Origin of the sequence: Pseudovibrio sp. WM33, from assembly GCF_001623165.1 — a bacterium.
Lineage (GTDB): Bacteria > Pseudomonadota > Alphaproteobacteria > Rhizobiales > Stappiaceae > Pseudovibrio.
In genome coordinates this window covers 44,940-61,844 of record NZ_LMCK01000021.1, presented here as the reverse complement: position 1 = coordinate 61,844, position 16,905 = coordinate 44,940, and the positions used below count along the sequence as shown (strand labels likewise).

The window sequence follows — 16,905 nt, the reverse complement described above, 5'->3', positions numbered from 1 at the left end:
ACCCACCTCTAAAAAACCTTTGCAGCAATCTAAGATTATTTTTTGCCTTTAAGGGCTTCTAGTGCAGCAAAAGGAGAAGGCTTCTGCTCTTCATCCTGTTTCAGTTCTTCCTCTGGGTCCGGAGCATATTTGTCATCCATTTCAACCCCTTTAGCCCGAGGAAATGGATCCAGTCCCAACGCAAAGTGCTCACAAACAACAGCTCCGAAATCCACCTGTGAGCCTTCGAAATAATCTGGCGGATCGCTCTCATCAATATCCAGATCTACTTCCAAGGTATCATCATCACTTCGACGACGCCCCCGAGAATCTTGATCCGGCAAAAATGTACGGTCGAATTCTTCGTCCACCAAGCACTCAACTCGGTCAAGCGTGACAACGCATTGTTGAATAGCTTTGGCGCGAATGTGACCGCGCACTGCCAGTCCATCACGGCGCCACGGACGCACTTCAAGGTCGGCTTCGAACTCAGGCAGCTCTATCAAATCATAGGCCTTGGCGATCTGCGTCCGCTCATTCTCATTGAGGACAAGCTTTAGCTGTTTGGTTTTCTTACCAAGACGCACCGCATCGAATAAATAGGCCCACGGGTATTCAGTTTCAGCCATCGCTGGCGCTTTCCCTTATAAGTTCGTTCTTTGGAGCCACAAATTTGACGTCGCCCGCAAGAATTTCATGGGTTGGAAGAGCAGCAAGGCCTTCCACCGCTTCATGCATGTAATGAACCAGCGCTCTTATCGCAACAGCTTCACCGCTCTCGCCATAAATGTTTCTTACAAAGGCCTCAAATAGAGCGGAATTGTCCTTGTTTTCCAGAGCCTGCATATAGCTGGCTGTGCGTCCGTAAAACGATTCGACCATAATTCGAACCCGTTTACGCACACCTTCGTCGCCAATACCGATCTCTCGCATGCTCTGGTCCATATCCTGAAAAAAATAATCGAATACAGCCTGTGCAAATTTCCGGGACGCCTTATCTTCGCCTCCTAACCGGTGAAAGACACAAAAAGCGTGCAAAACAATCATCTCGAAGCGACCTTCGCTCGTATCAGGTATACCATAGTGCTGATAAAACACTGGTAGTCGTGCCTGCGCGACGATCCGCTCGTAAGTTGTTCTGACGGATGTGTCTTTACGTCGACGGAAAAAACCGAAGATCATGGCACCTCTCTTGCGCTTGTCGAGTTACTTGTGTGACTGCCACGAGGATGGCATAAGCACAAGTCTGAATCTAAACCGCTTGCTTGCTGCATTTTGCTGCAATTTGCAAGCCAACAGGATGTTTGGAATGATTGCATTCGCACGCCGTACTGTGTTCCTCGCTTTTTTGAGCCTGCCACTTGCCGGCTGCTTCACCCAGACACTGACACATGGCCAGGTTGTTTCACCTGATTCAATTCAAGATGTTCAAGTCGGTTCCAGCCGTGAGCAGGTAGAACTTCTCCTTGGTAGCCCGTCCACCACATCTAATCTGGACGGTGAAGCTTACTATTATATCTCGCAAAAGAGCGAAACAGTGGCATTCTGGTCTCCGTCAATCGTCGACCAACGTGTTGTCGCTGTTTACTTTGATAAAGATGGTTATGTGAAGTCCGTTGCTGACTACGGCATTGAAGACGGAAAAGTCTTTGATTACCTCGGCAGAAAAACACGCACCGGCGGTGCTGATTATGGTCTCCTGACGCAGATCCTGCGTGGAGCTGCAAATCCATCAATCGGTCTCTAAGACCCGCCCATCACGAGTTTAAAAAACGGCGCCTGTTTTTCAGGCGCCGTTTTTTTTGCGTTCAAAGCCAACAGGCCAGGCTGCTCTATCCCATTCATATCGCGAATGCTGCCAAATCCTAAGCTTCACACTTAAAATCACGCTGGTGTTATTGGAGGTTTGCTACATGTGATCCTGTATTGAGGAGTTATACGCATTCTGGCCGTCTTCTTCCGTGGTTTCTTCAAGGCATTAGAGCGCGTTCCTTTTGATTGGAAACAATCAAACGACAAGAATTCGCTCCACCAAGGATGTTAGATCGCGATGCGTGAATGCAAATAAACGCGACGTGCTCTAACGACAAACGCGAAGTAAAATCATGACGCACTCCTCTACTGCCCTCAAAAAAATTACAGATCTGCGCCCCTCAGATCACGCTCTTTTTATCTATCTCACACTTGTCACAGCAACCTACCTGATCTGGGTTGGCCTGCTGAAGCTGACAGGTCCGGAACATCAGCAAATCGAGTTCTGGCTCGGCAACAGCCCCATATTCAGTGGAGTGGTTCAAGCACTCGGCGTGCCTCTCACCGGCGTTCTGATGGCTCTTTTTGAAGTCCCGGCAGGCATTCTGGTTCTGCTTGGCCTAAAAGATCGCCGCCTTGGAATTCTTGGCTGCCTGATGGCCATGCTGATCTTCGCCCTGAACTTCCTTTACCTGTTCACAAACCCTGTGTGGATGGATGCTCTCGGAGGTTTCCCGATTATCGGCTCCGGTCAGAACCTCCTGAAGTACCTCTCCATGTTTGCAATCCCGGCGTACATCCTCGGGCATCACATGCACACAGCTGGCAAGGAGCAGACCGCAGGCTCTCTCAAAAAGCTGGCCGTGTTCGCAAGCTTCGCTGGTATCGCACTGGTCATGGGCTGGATCGGCGCCATGAAGTTTTATGAGTTTGAGGCACAAGGCATTGTCCGCCTGATGCAGTCGAACATCCTCTTCAGCTGGACCTATCAGGTCTGGGATGTTCAGGGCGCCTCCAACTTCATCGGTATCGTTGAGTGGGTCTTCCTGCTGCTGCTGCTCTGCCTGCCATTCAATCGCTTCCTCGGCGGTCTGGGTGTCCTCGGCATCGCTGCTACAGCACTGGGCACCCTCACCTTCATGTTCTCCGTACCGGGCTGGGATGCGGATTCATTCTTCCCTCTCCTCAACCGTACAGGCATTTTCGTGCTGAAAGACCAGTTCCTGCTTGCCGCCGCAATCATCCTTTGGCGCAATTACTAAGCAGCACATAGACAGCAATGATAGGAAAGCCGGTGTTCCATAAGGAGCACCGGTTTTTTCATGCTCACCTGAAGGTATCCAACAGTCGTAAAGACCTGCAGCACTCTTCCCAATAGGCTGGTCAGGATTGCGATTGTATTGGAAACAAAGATGTTTGAGACATATCGCGGGATTGTTTACCCGCAGCAGGAAGATCACATGGGCCATATGAATGTGGCCTGGTACACCTCCAAATTTGATGAAGCGACATGGCACATGCTCGCCCACATTGGCATCACCCCAGCCTATATCCGCGAGAGCAACAAAGGCATGGCTGCACTGGAGATCACATATAAGTATCTGGCGGAGGTCTCCGCAGGCGACCTACTTGTCGTACGCTCTGAAATTAAAGAAATGCGCAACAAGACCATCCTCTTCAGACACACTATGTTTGACTCAATCACGGACACACCCGTTGCCACCATGCAGGCCGTCGGCGTCCATATGGATCGCGATGCTCGAAAATCCTGCCCTTTCCCCGCGCATGCAAGAGAACGCTATGAGGCCCTGCTGCCAGAGCCAGCAGCCTGATCAGGTACCTCAAAATTACTTAGCAGGTTTCAGATAGGAGCCGCCGCAAGAACAACAGACTATAGTAATCCTGTAAGTGAATCTGAGTAGGACATGCAGCACTGCTGCATACCAGATTGATGCGGGCAAATTCTTGAATGAGTGCGGGCGTTTTTCGCAAAAGGATGGGTTCCATCAAAGTGTTGGAGCATGCGGCGTAAACAAGAGTGCGCGCTGCATAATCCTGAGTTTCTCTGTTTGCCTGAGTCAGTCTAGGGGAACCAGCTTTTGCGAGCGTTTAAGGTACCTGCGATAAAAAAACGCATATCGCCAGTTCTACAGTTTCTAGCGGTTGTCGGCATAGCGCTGACATCCAGCACGGAACTTCGCGCGCAAGTGGGCAACTGGCCATTAGCCTGGGCGCAATGGCACAACGAAACACGCGACTGGGGCGGTATCCGCACCAACCTTTCTGACGAGGGTCTTGATCTAGGTGTGCTCTACACCCAGGACGTTGCCGCAAATCCCGTTGGTGGCCTGAACCAGAGCGCAACTTATGGCGCGCGGCTGGAAGGCATGGCCATGCTGGACTTTGAGAAGATCTTCGGCATCAAAGGCAGCAGCCTGCACTACATCATGTATCAAGGTCTGGGACAGGGCCTGTCACAGGAGGTCATTGGCAACGACTTTGGCGTCACCCAGATTTTCTCAAGCGACATCCTCGCCATCGCCAACTTCAGTCTGGAGCAAAACCTGCTCAATGATCAGCTGTACCTCTCCGCCGGTCGCCTCGCTGTAGGCGACATCTTCGCAAGAGACGATACCTTCGCGTACTACCTCAACGGAGCCCTCAACAGCACCCCTGGTCAACTGCTCATCAACCAGCCCACTTTCACCACCTACCCCTTCAACATATGGGGTCTGGCAGGCAACTATACCTTCCCCGGCAATCAATACGTCAGCCTCGGCGTCTATGACGCGTCCGTGGATGACCTGAACAACGCCGAAAACGGCTTCAATTTCCGCTTTGCGCCCAAAGGCAGCGTGTTGATGGTTGGTCAGCTTGGTGTAAATCCAGGGAAAGATGACACAAGTAAGTATCTCCCCGGCCATTATCAAATCGGCGCCTTCTACAACACCAGTAGAGTTGACGTACTAGGCAGCACCACTGAAACCCGTGAGGGCAACTGGGGCGCCTATGCCATCGCACGGCAGATGATCTATCAGGAAAAGGACCTGCAAGGCCTGAGCCTCTGGGGCCTTGTTACAATCGCACCACAACAAGCCATCAACACCCAGCCCTTCGGTGTTAGCGGCGGTTTATTCTATCAAGGCCTGCTCCCCAACAGAGACAATGACGTCACAGCAGGAGCCTTCATCCTTGGCTTTTACAGCGATCACCTACAAGGCCAGTCTTATGAACTCGTCTTCGAGGCCACCCACCGCTACCAGTTCGCAGATTGGTCCTATCTCACTTTGGACTTTCAATACGTGGTCAATCCCGCCGGAAACGACGACATCCCGGACGCCTGGGTCTTTGGCACCGAATTCTCAGTGAAATTCTAACTTCCGCTAAAGCCCCCAACACTAGAACAGCAAAAAGCCCGGTCATCTCCCAGACCGGGCTTTTTAGTTTCAATTCAGATCAGAGCAAACTAGTGCGCCAGCACTGCCAGAAGCAGAAGAGCTACAATGTTTGTGATCTTGATCATTGGGTTCACAGCTGGACCAGCAGTATCCTTGTAAGGATCACCAACAGTATCACCTGTCACAGCCGCTTTATGAGCTTCTGAGCCCTTACCGCCGTAATGACCGTCTTCAATGTACTTCTTGGCGTTATCCCACGCACCGCCACCAGCGGTCATGGAAAGCGCAACAAACAGCCCTGTCACAATAACACCAAGCAGCATAGCGCCCAGGGATGCGAAGGCATTTGCTTTGCCAGCAATCGCTTCAATCAGGAAGTAAATGACGATTGGAGACAGCACAGGTAGCATGCTCGGAATGATCATTTCCTTGATTGCAGCCTTGGTCAGCATATCAACAGCACGGCCATAATCAGGGCGAACTTCACCCTTCATGATGCCTGGCTGTTCTTTAAACTGACGCCGAACTTCTTCAACCACAGCACCCGCTGCACGGCCAACCGCTGTCATGGCCATACCGCCAAACAGGAATGGGAGCAGACCACCAAAGAACAGGCCGACAACCACATATGGGTTAGACAGTGAGAAATCGATAGACGCCTCAGTCATCCCCTTGAAGTAAGGGAACTGCTCAGAGTTTGCCACGAAGAACTTCAGATCTTCCGTGTAAGCCGTAAACAGCACCAGAGCACCAAGACCAGCAGATCCAATCGCGTAGCCTTTGGTCACTGCCTTTGTGGTGTTACCAACAGCATCCAGCGCATCAGTCGTGTCGCGCACTTCCGCAGGCAGGTCTGCCATTTCAGCAATACCACCAGCGTTGTCCGTGACTGGACCAAACGCATCCAGCGCTACAACCATACCAGCCAGCGCCAGCATCGTTGTCACTGCAATCGCAATACCGAACAGACCAGCTAGCTGGAAAGTCACGATAATACCGGCAATGATCACCAGAGCAGGAAGCGCAGTGGATTCCATGGAGACCGCAAGACCCTGAATAACGTTGGTACCGTGACCTGTTTCAGAGGCCCGGGCAATCGCCTGCACAGGACGGAAGTTGGTACCGGTGTAATATTCAGTGATCCAGATGATCAGACCTGTCACCACAAGACCGGAGACACCGCAGAAGAACAGATCCAGCGGAGTAAAGCTAACGCCATTGCTCTGCGTCAACACTGTATCCATACCGCCGAAGACCCAGTAGGTCAGCGGATAAAGGATGATCAGCGAAACAATTGCAGTGGCGATGAAGCCTTTATAGAGCGCGCCCATAATGGAGTTGGACGCACCAAGGCGCACGAAGAACGTACCGATGATGGATGCCACAGAGCAAACACCACAGATCAACATTGGATACAGCATTGCAGACTGCAAATCAGCCGTACCTGCAAAGTAGATCGCTGCAAGAACCATCGTCGCAACAAGCGTCACGGCGTAGGTCTCAAACAAATCAGCGGCCATACCTGCACAATCACCAACGTTGTCGCCAACGTTATCTGCGATTGTTGCCGGGTTACGTGGATCATCCTCAGGAATGCCAGCCTCAACCTTACCAACAAGGTCACCGCCAACATCAGCACCTTTTGTAAAGATGCCGCCGCCAAGACGGGCGAAGATGGAAATCAGAGAAGCGCCAAACCCAAGAGCCACAAGCGCATCAATCACAGTACGTGATGTTGGATCAATGCCCATAGGTCCGGTGAGGATCAGATAGTAAACGGCAACGCCCAAAAGAGCGAGACCGGCAACGAACATCCCGGTGATGGCACCGGAACGGAATGCAATAGAAAGCCCTGCCCCAAGGCTCTGGCTTGCAGCTTGTGCAGTGCGAACGTTTGCCCGTACGGAGACGAGCATTCCAATAAATCCTGCGGCACCGGAAAGAACGGCACCGATAACAAATCCAATAGCTACGGTGATAGACAGCAAGTAAGCGACGATGGCGAAGATAACCACGCCAACAATTGCAACACTGGTGTACTGACGAGTGAGGTATGCTTGCGCACCCTCTTGAATGGCACCAGCGATTTCCTGCATTTTCGCAGACCCGGTGTCAGCAGCCATCACGCTGCGAATTGCCCAGATGCCGTAAACGACAGAGAGCAAACCGCACGCAATGGTAACGATAAGTTCAGTCATATTTCCTCCCCTAAGGGTACCCTGCTACTTATGTGTGTGTTCGTAGCAAAATCCGCACTGCAATTGTGTAATTTAACGAACACAGTGACGGTATATACCTGTCACTATCCGTCAAGTTGCTTTTGCGTGGTAGTGGAAGGAAACACGTATGTTGAAAGGAGAGAAACTACTTGGAATTATTCAAACTTTAACTTCCCGTTTTTCAGTAAACATCAGTGAGACAACAAGAAATAGACATAAGATAACGAACGGGAACACCATTAGGTTGACAGTTTCCCAACCAAACACGTTTAACAATTTCCCTGAGGAAAACGAGGCAGTTGCGACTAAACCAAAGACAAAGAAGTCGTTTATGGACTGGACTCTGTTTTGTTCTTCTGGTCGGTAAGTTTGGGTCAGTAACGCAGACGCTCCGACGAAAGAAAAGTTCCAGCCAAGACCAAGTAAAATCAGGGAACTCCAGAAAATCCAACGCTCTAGTCCCGTAAGGCCAACCAGCGCACACACCGCATAAAGCAAAAATCCGGTGCCAATTACAGCCCCATGGCCGAATCGGCCAATCAAACTTCCCGTAATAAAACTAGGTGCGAACATGGCAATCACGTGCCACTGGATGCCAAGAGCCGCATCTGAGTTCGTCAACCCGCAAGCAACCATGGCGAGCGGAGCAGACGTCATGATCAGGTTCATGATCGCGTAACTGATCATTCCACAACCAACAGCCACAAAGAACTTTTGTTGCTTCAGAATCTCTAAAAGCGGACGTCCACGTTCATGCTTTTCCATCTTCGGCGGCAAAGGTATTTCCAAAAACGCCACAAAAAACAAACCGATAAGCATCAAGACCGCTTGTGCAAGGTAGGTTCCGACAAAAAGGAAGGGCTCAAACATGCCCTGTGTCAGAATTACGGTCTGCGGACCAACCACACCGGCAAGAATACCACCGGTCAAAACCCATGAAATTGCTTTGGGCTTGAAGGCAGGGCTGGCCGTATCAGCAGCAGCAAAACGCGCCTGCTGGGTAAAGGCCATCACAAAACCACTGCCGAGTGTAGAAACACAAAGCAGCGTAAAACTACCAAGATAGGCAGCGTAGGCAGCAACCAAGGCAAACAGCACACCAAACAGCAGCGCACCAACAAGCCCGGCACGGCGTCCAAAACTGCGCATGATCATGCCAGCAGGCAACGTACCGATGGCGGTTCCAAGCACAAAAGCAGTAACAGGCAGTGTTGCCAGAGACTTGTCGTCAACCAACAAAACTGAGGCAAGGATAGATGTAGTTGCAAAAATGATAGGGGGAACACCACCAGCAAACGACTGGGCAAGCGCCAAAAGCAGCGCATTGCGCTTTGCCAATCCGTCATCAATCAACGGAGCCGCCAGAGTATTTGCCATAATGTAAACTTTCAAAGAAATCAGGAAGGAACCGACAGCCTAATCAATTCCACGTAATGAGCAACCACAGAGCTCACCTGATCACCTGCAACTTTGAGAGATATACGCACAACTCGATGAGAATACGTCATGCAAGACCGTTATTGTCGATTATCGGTCTGCGATGGTGTCAGAAATGCTTGAACCCGTCAGCACCCAGAAGGCAATAAGCTTCACCATTCAAACTGAGGGAAATCGCAGGCCCTGTAGCCTCTGGCTCGTGCAGTTCTCCGATCCGGGAACAAGACAAACCAGCCGTTTGAAGAGCTTTCTCAAAAGCCCCGGCGTTCTCAGGCATCACAGCAGCAAGGATCTCATAGTCGTCCCCGCCCGCAATCGCTGTCTCACGGAACGCAGCATCCTTCGCAATCATTGCAGAAGCAGCGTCAGACAGCGGAACACTTTCCAGCTGCACAGAAGCATGCACCTGCGATGTCCGGCACATATGTCCCAGATCAGCAACCAACCCGTCAGACACATCCATCGCCGCAACAGCATAATCACGAAGCGCTTGAGCAGCACCAACACGAGGCTGCGGCAGCAAATAACGGTTTAGAAGGAAATCACGCTGCTCAGCAGAAAGCTCAAGCTTATCTGCGAGTGCTTCATCCAACCGCAACTTCAGGCCAAGTGCGGCATCACCAATGGTGCCAGTCACATAGAGCAGTGCACCAGCAACAGCCTCATTGCGCCGAACCACCTGCCCCGTTGGAACCTGACCAAACGCGGTGATGGAAAGCAGCGGGCCTTGCGGGCAGGAAATCGTATCACCGCCAAGAAGATCAATCTGGAACTGATCCTGAACCAGCTTCAAACCGCGGCAAAACTCAGCAACCCACTCTTCACTGATGTCTTTAGATAGCCCAAGGCCCAGCAGATAGCCCTTAGGTTCTGCGCCTTTGGCAGCCAGATCCGAAAGGTTCACACCAAGCGCTTTTTGCGCGATTTCAAAGGGAGGGTCATTTTCAAAAAAATGAACCCCTGCCATCAGCATGTCCTTGGTTACTACCAATTCACATCCGGTGTCAGGGGCAAATACAGCAGCATCATCTTGCAGATGCACAGCACCCGTGCTGGTGGCGAGCGGCGCAAAATAGCGCTCAATAAGCGAGAACTCTCCCGGTCTGGAACTGGCAGCTCTCTCGCTCATTTTTTAGTCTTCGAATTCAGACTGACGCAGCTCGCGAGCCAGACGGTTCATAATACCGTTGACCAGACGTGCCTCATCTCCATCATAGAAGGACTTCGTCACATCAATGTATTCATTGATGATAACGCGGGCCGGAACGTCTTTTTTACGCAAAAACTCAGCACAGCCAACACGAAGGATCGCACGCAAAGTGGTGTCGATACGCTTCAGTGGCCAATCTTCAGAAAGCGCTGTGTGAATGCGAGGATCAATACGCAGCTGATCCTCAAACACCGCCTGCACTAGATCACGGAACCATGCCGGATCCGCATCACGGTACTGGTCGCCATCCACTTCCTGACCAAGCCGGTAAGCTTCATACTCATTCAGCACATCATTCAAACGCGCACCAGTGATTTCCATCTGATACACAGCCTGAACAGCAGCTAGTCGAGCAACCCCGCGCTTATTCGCGGGTTTCACTTCGGCGTTTTTCTTGTTGTTTTCCGTTGTCATCCTAAACCTTACACACCGAACCGGTCGCGCACGTCAATCATAGCAAGACAAGCTTCAGCAGCACCGCCGCCCTTGTTCTTTTTAGAAACGCTTGCGCGCGCCCATGCCTGATCATCATTCTCAACTGTCTGGATGCCGTTGCCAACTGCAACGTTTGCATCCACAGAAAGATCCATGATCGCACGAGCCGACTCGTTAGAAACGATGTCGTAATGGGTTGTTTCACCGCGAATTACAACACCGAGCAATACAAAACCGTCATAATCTGCGTCGCCATTTTCCATTGCGGTTAACGCCATGGAAAGCGCAGCAGGAATTTCGAGCACACCTGGCACAGCCAGTCGAGAGATTTTCGCTCCTTCACGGTCCAGTACATCTGAAGCACCTTCATAAAGGGCATCAGCCAGATCTTCGTAAAACCGTGCTTCAATAACAAGAATGTGCGGAACGGCGCTCATTTAATTTCTCCTAATGCCAACCTCATCTTTTCGCTGAGAAATCAGCAAAGATGGGTTAAGGCCACGGGTACGGACAGTACCCACGTATGTGCGCTCAGGAACCACGCCCCAAGCGAAATGTCCAGTTATTTCCTGCGGAAGATTTTGGCTATAAGGCTATTTTGTAATTTCTGCAAGGCTTGGAAACTCAGCAAGACGCGCAACGTACCGTGCCATCATGTCAACTTCCAAGTTTACCTCATCCCCCTGCGCTCTGTCCGACCATGTGGTCACCTCCAGAGTGTGTGGAATAAGGAAGACAGAAAACGTATTTCCTTCAGCCTCGTTCACCGTCAAAGAGGTGCCATCCAGCCCCACGGATCCCTTCTTCGGGATGAACCGCGCGAACTCTGGCGCACACTCAAATTTCAGATAAACGCTCTCAGGGTGTTCGGTCCGCTCAACAATGGTCGCCTTGCCATCCACATGCCCCAGAACCAGGTGACCACCCAGCTCAGCGCCCATGGAAAGGGAACGCTCCAGATTGACCCGCTTGCCCACGCTCCACTCAGCAACAGTTGTCAGCGCCAGCGTTTCGGCAGCCGATTCAACCGTAAACCAGTTCTGCTCGGCATCACGACCTTTCGCAACAACAGTGTGGCAAACGCCGGAACAGGCAATAGATGCACCAATATCGATCCCGTCAGGATCGTAAACAGTACCAATTTTCGTCCGCTGACCTGCAGCAATCTGCTCCAGCTCAAGGATTGTTCCAACGTCACTAACGATGCCCGTAAACACCTAGAACCTCTCTTTTGGCGTATACCGCCACAACAGATCTTCGCCCACAGGACGCAGCATCTGCTTGTTATAACCGTCTCGCAAACTCTCCAGCCCTTCAAAGCCGAAAGGCTGAATACCATCAGACCCAATCAGGTTGGCTCCCTGGAAAATCAAAAGCTCATCCACCAGATCTTGCTGAAGCAGACCGTGCGCAAGTTCCGCACCGCCCTCAACCATAATCTGGGAGAGACCATGCATGTAAAGCGCATCCAGTGCCTTATCAAGACATACCTTGCCATTTCTGAGGCAGTCATTGACGATAACTGTCACGCCTTCCCGCTCAAGCGCACTGACGCGATGATCCGGCGCATGTTCACCAATCACCACCCACAGGGAATTGATCTCTGCGTTTTGCACCAGTTTGGAGGAAAGCGGAATCCGGGCCTGACTATCAAACACCACCGGCTGCGGTGAGCGATGCGCCATACCCGGCAGGCGCACAGAGAGCTCAGGATCGTCTTCTAAAACCGTGCCGATGCCCACAACAATGGCATCCATCTGCGCCCGCATCGCATGCACCAGCTGCCGCGACAACGGACTGGAGATCGCCACCTGTCCGGCTCCGCGCTTGCCGATATAACCATCTTTCGACACAGCCATCTTGAGCTGAACAAAAGGACGCTCATTAAGGATACGGGAGATATGACCGCGAACGGCCTGTCGGCAGTCCTTCTCTAAAATACCGATTAGAACGTCAACACCGCCCTCTTCAAGGATCTTTTTGCCGCGCCCGGCAACGGCAGGGTTGGGATCAGCAGTGCCATAAACAACACGCTTTACGCCAGCAGCCACAAGCGCCCGCGCACACGGACCGGTGCGGCCATAATGAGCACATGGTTCAAGCGTCACATAGGCTGTTGCCCCCTGTGCGTGCTCACCGGCATCTTTGATGGCCAGCACTTCGGCGTGAGAGCCACCGGGAGGCAGAGTTGCACCCTGCCCCACAATCACAGGACCATCACCAAAATCTTTTGTCAGGATTGCTCCAACCGGAGGGTTGGGCCAGGTCCGGCCCTTTGCACGAATGCCATAGCTGAGCGCGGCCGCCATAAAGCGTTCGTGCTCAACTCGTTCATTTGCATCTAATGCTTTGTGACCAGACAAAGCCATCCCCCTGCCAGCACTACAACGTATTCCCTAAAAGAAAAGCCCGATCCTCGGAGAAATTACGCAACACAACACTGCAAAAAGCCAGAGATTACGTCCGTGGCGGCATCATCAGCGGATCAACATCCGCATCGGACAGCTCATCCAGCAGAGCCTCGAAGTCTTTGGCCTCGCGGAAATTCTTATAAACAGAAGCGAACCGCACATAAGCCACATCGTCAAGGGTTTTCAGCCCTTCCATGACCAAATGACCAATATCTTCCGCCACAACGTCACTTTCACCGGAGCTTTCCAACTGCCGGACAAGCCCGCTCACCATACGCTCTATACGCTCCGGCTCAACAGGACGCTTGCGGGTTGCGATCAGAACAGAGCGCATCAGCTTTTCGCGATCAAAAGGTACTCGGCGCCCGTTACGCTTGATAACGGTCAGCTCGCGCAGCTGAACACGCTCAAAGGTGGTAAAACGACCACCACAAGTCTGGCAGACCCTGCGCCGACGGATAGCTGTATTATCCTCGGTCGGGCGCGAATCCTTCACCTGGGTGTCATCACCCCCGCAATATGGACAACGCATCTCGCCTGCCTCCTTACTTAAACACTAAAGAACCGCCGAAGGGTGTCCGGCGGTTCTTCTCGTTTAAATTAGTTTTTGTAGATTGGGAACCGGGCAGTAAGGGCCAGTACCTTCTCTTTGACCCGTGCTTCCACAGCTTCGTTGTCGTCAACGGAATTTGCTTTGCGCAGACCTTCCAGAACCTCGGTAATCAGCTTACCGATTTCACGGAATTCTTCCTTACCAAACCCGCGGGAAGTCCCAGCAGGTGTACCAAGGCGAATACCGGAGGTGATGGTCGGTTTCTGAGGATCAAGCGGGACACCGTTCTTGTTACAGGTGATGTTCGCACGGCCTAGAGAAATCTCTGCGTTTTTGCCGGTCAGTTCCATTGGACGCAGGTCAACCAGCATAAGGTGTGTGTCGGTACCGCCAGAAACGATATCCAGACCACCTTCAACCAGTGTCGCAGCCAGAACCTGTGCGTTTTCGACAACGTCTTTCGCGTAGGTCTTGAACTCAGGACGCAGCGCTTCACCGAAGGCAACAGCCTTACCAGCGATCACATGCATCAAAGGACCACCCTGCAGACCTGGGAAGATCGCGGAGTTGATCTTTTTCGCAATGTCAGCGTCGTTGGTCACAACCAGACCACCACGAGGACCGCGCAGGGTCTTATGGGTGGTGGATGTTGCAACATGCGCATGCGGGAACGGGCTTGGATGCTGACCACCAGCAACAAGACCTGCAAAGTGCGCCATGTCGACCCAAAGGTAAGCGCCTACTTCGTCAGCGATTGCGCGGAACGCAGCAAAATCGATCTCACGGGAGTAAGCAGAGCCGCCAGCAATGATGATCTTTGGCTGGTGTTCTTTAGCAAGCTCACGCACCTCATCCATGTTGATGTGGCCAGTTTCAGTGTTCAGACCGTACTGAACAGCGTTGAACCACTTGCCGGACAAGTTCGGGCGAGCGCCGTGTGTCAGGTGACCACCTGCATCAAGGCTCATGCCGAGCAGAGTGTCGCCTGGTTTCGCCAATGCAAGCAAAACAGACTGGTTGGCCTGAGAGCCGGAATTCGCCTGTACGTTTGCAAAATCACAGCCGAACAGCTCTTTTACGCGGTCGATTGCAAGACGCTCAACGATATCGACGTATTCACAACCACCGTAGTAACGGCGACCAGGATAACCCTCGGCGTATTTGTTGGTCAGGACGGAACCCTGCGCCTCAAGCACAGCGCGAGATACAATATTTTCCGAAGCGATAAGCTCAATCTCGTTCTGCTGACGAGTAAGTTCTTTATTGATTGCCTCGAGAAGCTCTGGGTCACCAGAAGCCAGGCTACCTGTAAAAAACTCTGGGTAGAGCGGCGTCGTAATTGGATTATCCGATACGGACATAGGTGGACCTCATGACAAGGTTGGAGCAACAAACTGACGAAACGTCCCAATATCGTTTCGCATTCCCATCCCGACAAGTTGTAGCTTCGGGTCCTAGCCCATTAACATATAGGGGGTAACGAACCAAGCGTTGTTCATAGGAATTGCGCAATACTATTGCTGCCATCACCCAAAATTTATGAATTACGCATCTTGAGGTTGTAATTTGCGTTCCAGCTTACGAAGTGCCAGCTGCTTCAGATGCGACTCGCTCGCATTACGAGGCCCCACAACAAACACCTCAACACCGCTCTGAGCACAAATCGCTGTCATGCGAACTGCATTTCCAACCACACGTGTCTCAAAATAGACCTGCCCCAACTTAGACATGTGGCCCCTCGCCTTGTTTCTCTCAGATTCGTAAGTTGCCTGCCGTTTTAGCAGGTAAAACAGCGCAGCACAGGCTTGCCAGCAATCACATCCCCAAAAGAAAAGGGCCGCTCTGCATCTGGCAGAGACGGCCCTTCAAACTTGAAACTCTTGCAAAACCTTACTGAGCAGAGGCCTGCGCCATCGGATCAGCACTCGCAGCGTAAAGCCCATCCTTGTCGTAGATGTCATCCCGGAAGTGAACCATACCATCGCTCAGCGCCCACGCAGTCACGTAGGACATGTGGAGTGGAATACGGCTCTTCATCTTCACATCCGTACGCTCACCTGAATTGATGGCTGCATCCACGCGGCTGCGGGTCCAGTCTGGTGTTGTCGACCCAAGCAACCATGTCACCAGCTCACGCACGTTCTGCACACGCACACAGCCGGAGGAATGGAAGCGATAGCCCTCACCGAACAAAGACTGCTCTGGCGTATCGTGCAGATACACTTGATGGGTGTTGTTGAAGTTGATCCGGATGCTGCCCATGGAGTTACCCTCACCCGGGTCCTGCGTAAAGCGATACTGGGTCGCTTCATCCGTATTCCAGTCAATCTCCTGCCACTGCTTTTCTTTGCCATACCAGTCATAGATATGGATGTTGTTCTTCGCCAGATACTGCGGATCCTTCTGCATCTTCGGAATCAGGTCTTTCCGGATAATGCTGACAGGAACAGTCCAGTACGGATTGAAGTTCACTTCATAAATCGCAGAGCTGAGGATCGGAGACTGGCGATCTTGTTTGCCAACAACAGCGGTGTGGCGGGAGCGAACACGGCCATTCTCAACAACTTCAATACGAGCTGCCGGAATATTCACGTTCACATAGGTATCTGTCACATTTTCAGCCAAAGCAGAAACGCGCTCCAGATTGGTCCGCAACTGCTGCAAACGCACCTCAACAGGGACATTCATCGCAATCACGGTTGCCCGCCCTACAACACCATCCGGTGTCAGGCCATGGCGCAACTGAAAGCGGCGAACAGCTGAATCAACGTAACTATCAAAAACCTCAGAGACACCCGCATGCTGCGCCATGTCGCCTGAAACAATCAGGCGCTGTCGCAAAGCTGCAATTGCTGGTGCGCGCATACCAATGCGCAAAACTTTCTTGGTGGAGACCTCAGGCCAACCTCCATTGAGAGCGATACGCTCATAATCGAGAATCGCATCAATCATGTACTGGCTGGTCTGCTTGGAGATAATCGGAGCCACAAAATCAATCTGCTCCAGAGAAGAAACGCCCTCATCAAAGGTGTCTTCCCATTCCGTGCCCTGACCAACGATAGGCTGTGTAGGAGCAACCGGCGCCGGCTGACTGACAGCTTGCTGAATGCTGCCATTATAGGAAAGCAGGTCTGGAACCTTCACCTGCGCCTGTGCAGACATCATACCTGCAGAAAGGCCCGTACTCACAACGAGAGCCAGAGCAAACTTGCTGCGGTTTAAAAGAGGTGCCAACACGAATAGTTTCTCCTAGCAATCAGTCATTTTGTAAGATTCCATGTAACTTGGTAAACAGAGACTTAACATGGCAAATCTACATGGCATTATCTTAGCAAACTCGCAAGACTTCAGCCAAAAATCGGGGAGGAACATCTGTTGGTGAATTAAAGAAAGTGATCGATCCCCTGAACAAATCAGAGTTGACAGCTTCTAAATTTACAATGCCAACAGCACTTTTTCAGCCCGAAAAGTGAGAGCGTGTATTCCCCACTCAATGTGACCGTTTAATGGC

General features: G+C 51.7%; 17 protein-coding genes. 4 read left to right on the top strand and 13 right to left on the bottom strand.

Translation table 11 applies throughout. From position 1 onward, the window contains the following. Window positions 1-35: 35 nt before the first annotated feature. Window positions 36-608, bottom strand: a complete 573-nt coding sequence (locus tag PsWM33_RS05755; protein WP_063289201.1) for a DUF177 domain-containing protein — start codon at window positions 606-608, stop codon at window positions 36-38. After that, a complete protein-coding gene (locus tag PsWM33_RS05750) occupies window positions 601-1,161 on the bottom strand; it encodes a ubiquinol-cytochrome C chaperone family protein (RefSeq protein WP_208994414.1) in 561 nt (186 codons plus the stop codon). The genes PsWM33_RS05755 and PsWM33_RS05750 overlap by 8 nt, the downstream gene beginning before the upstream one ends. Window positions 1,162-1,288: 127 nt before the next feature. On the opposite strand from PsWM33_RS05750, the gene PsWM33_RS05745 reads away from it, so the two are divergent. The 4 genes from PsWM33_RS05745 (at window position 1,289) to PsWM33_RS05730 (ending at window position 5,108) form a co-directional block, all read left to right on the top strand. After that, the gene (locus PsWM33_RS05745; protein ID WP_057464446.1) at window positions 1,289-1,726 is read left to right on the top strand and encodes an outer membrane protein assembly factor BamE; all 438 of its coding nucleotides are present in this window, start codon (window positions 1,289-1,291) and stop codon (window positions 1,724-1,726) included. Window positions 1,727-2,084: 358 nt separating this feature from the next. Then, window positions 2,085-2,993 (top strand): DUF417 family protein, encoded by a 909-nt coding sequence (locus PsWM33_RS05740; RefSeq protein ID WP_063297544.1) that lies wholly within the window; start codon window positions 2,085-2,087, stop codon window positions 2,991-2,993. A 150-nt stretch (window positions 2,994-3,143) separates the two neighbouring features. Continuing rightward, complete coding sequence (locus tag PsWM33_RS05735) at window positions 3,144-3,563, top strand: acyl-CoA thioesterase (protein WP_063299519.1); 420 nt, start codon at window positions 3,144-3,146, stop codon at window positions 3,561-3,563. A 267-nt stretch (window positions 3,564-3,830) separates the two neighbouring features. Beyond that, entirely contained in the window at window positions 3,831-5,108 is a 1,278-nt protein-coding gene (locus tag PsWM33_RS05730; protein ID WP_208994413.1) for a carbohydrate porin, read from the top strand. 89 nt (window positions 5,109-5,197) lie between these two features. Here PsWM33_RS05730 and PsWM33_RS05725 read toward each other — a convergent pair whose 3' ends face one another. The 11 genes from PsWM33_RS05725 to PsWM33_RS05675 all read right to left on the bottom strand — a co-directional run bounded on the left by PsWM33_RS05725 (window position 5,198) and on the right by PsWM33_RS05675 (window position 16,631). Beyond that, window positions 5,198-7,327 (bottom strand): sodium-translocating pyrophosphatase, encoded by a 2,130-nt coding sequence (locus tag PsWM33_RS05725; RefSeq protein WP_057464301.1) that lies wholly within the window; start codon window positions 7,325-7,327, stop codon window positions 5,198-5,200. Window positions 7,328-7,507: 180 nt separating this feature from the next. Continuing rightward, window positions 7,508-8,725, bottom strand: coding sequence for an MFS transporter (locus tag PsWM33_RS05720; protein ID WP_063297546.1), 1,218 nt, complete (start codon window positions 8,723-8,725; stop codon window positions 7,508-7,510). Window positions 8,726-8,894: 169 nt separating this feature from the next. Further along, window positions 8,895-9,914: a thiamine-phosphate kinase gene (thiL, locus tag PsWM33_RS05715; RefSeq protein WP_063299518.1), complete on the bottom strand. Its 1,020-nt coding sequence runs from the start codon at window positions 9,912-9,914 to the stop codon at window positions 8,895-8,897. A gap of 3 nt (window positions 9,915-9,917) precedes the next feature. Then, the gene (gene nusB / locus PsWM33_RS05710) at window positions 9,918-10,409 is read right to left on the bottom strand and encodes a transcription antitermination factor NusB (protein ID WP_057464298.1); all 492 of its coding nucleotides are present in this window, start codon (window positions 10,407-10,409) and stop codon (window positions 9,918-9,920) included. Window positions 10,410-10,417: 8 nt separating this feature from the next. Next, window positions 10,418-10,867 (bottom strand): 6,7-dimethyl-8-ribityllumazine synthase, encoded by a 450-nt coding sequence (gene ribH / locus PsWM33_RS05705; RefSeq protein WP_057464297.1) that lies wholly within the window; start codon window positions 10,865-10,867, stop codon window positions 10,418-10,420. A gap of 156 nt (window positions 10,868-11,023) precedes the next feature. Further along, window positions 11,024-11,647, bottom strand: coding sequence for a riboflavin synthase (locus PsWM33_RS05700; protein WP_063299517.1), 624 nt, complete (start codon window positions 11,645-11,647; stop codon window positions 11,024-11,026). Continuing rightward, window positions 11,648-12,799, bottom strand: coding sequence for a bifunctional diaminohydroxyphosphoribosylaminopyrimidine deaminase/5-amino-6-(5-phosphoribosylamino)uracil reductase RibD (gene ribD, locus PsWM33_RS05695; RefSeq protein ID WP_244276654.1), 1,152 nt, complete (start codon window positions 12,797-12,799; stop codon window positions 11,648-11,650). Between the two features lie 88 nt (window positions 12,800-12,887). Continuing rightward, on the bottom strand, window positions 12,888-13,373 hold the full coding sequence (nrdR, locus tag PsWM33_RS05690; RefSeq protein ID WP_057464295.1) for a transcriptional regulator NrdR: 486 nt from the start codon (window positions 13,371-13,373) through the stop codon (window positions 12,888-12,890). A 68-nt stretch (window positions 13,374-13,441) separates the two neighbouring features. After that, a complete protein-coding gene (gene glyA, locus PsWM33_RS05685) occupies window positions 13,442-14,755 on the bottom strand; it encodes a serine hydroxymethyltransferase (protein ID WP_057464294.1) in 1,314 nt (437 codons plus the stop codon). 183 nt (window positions 14,756-14,938) lie between these two features. Further along, window positions 14,939-15,124, bottom strand: a complete 186-nt coding sequence (locus PsWM33_RS05680; protein ID WP_057464293.1) for a DUF6898 family protein — start codon at window positions 15,122-15,124, stop codon at window positions 14,939-14,941. A gap of 160 nt (window positions 15,125-15,284) precedes the next feature. Further along, window positions 15,285-16,631 (bottom strand): L,D-transpeptidase family protein, encoded by a 1,347-nt coding sequence (locus PsWM33_RS05675; protein ID WP_057464292.1) that lies wholly within the window; start codon window positions 16,629-16,631, stop codon window positions 15,285-15,287. Window positions 16,632-16,905 lie beyond the last annotated feature (274 nt).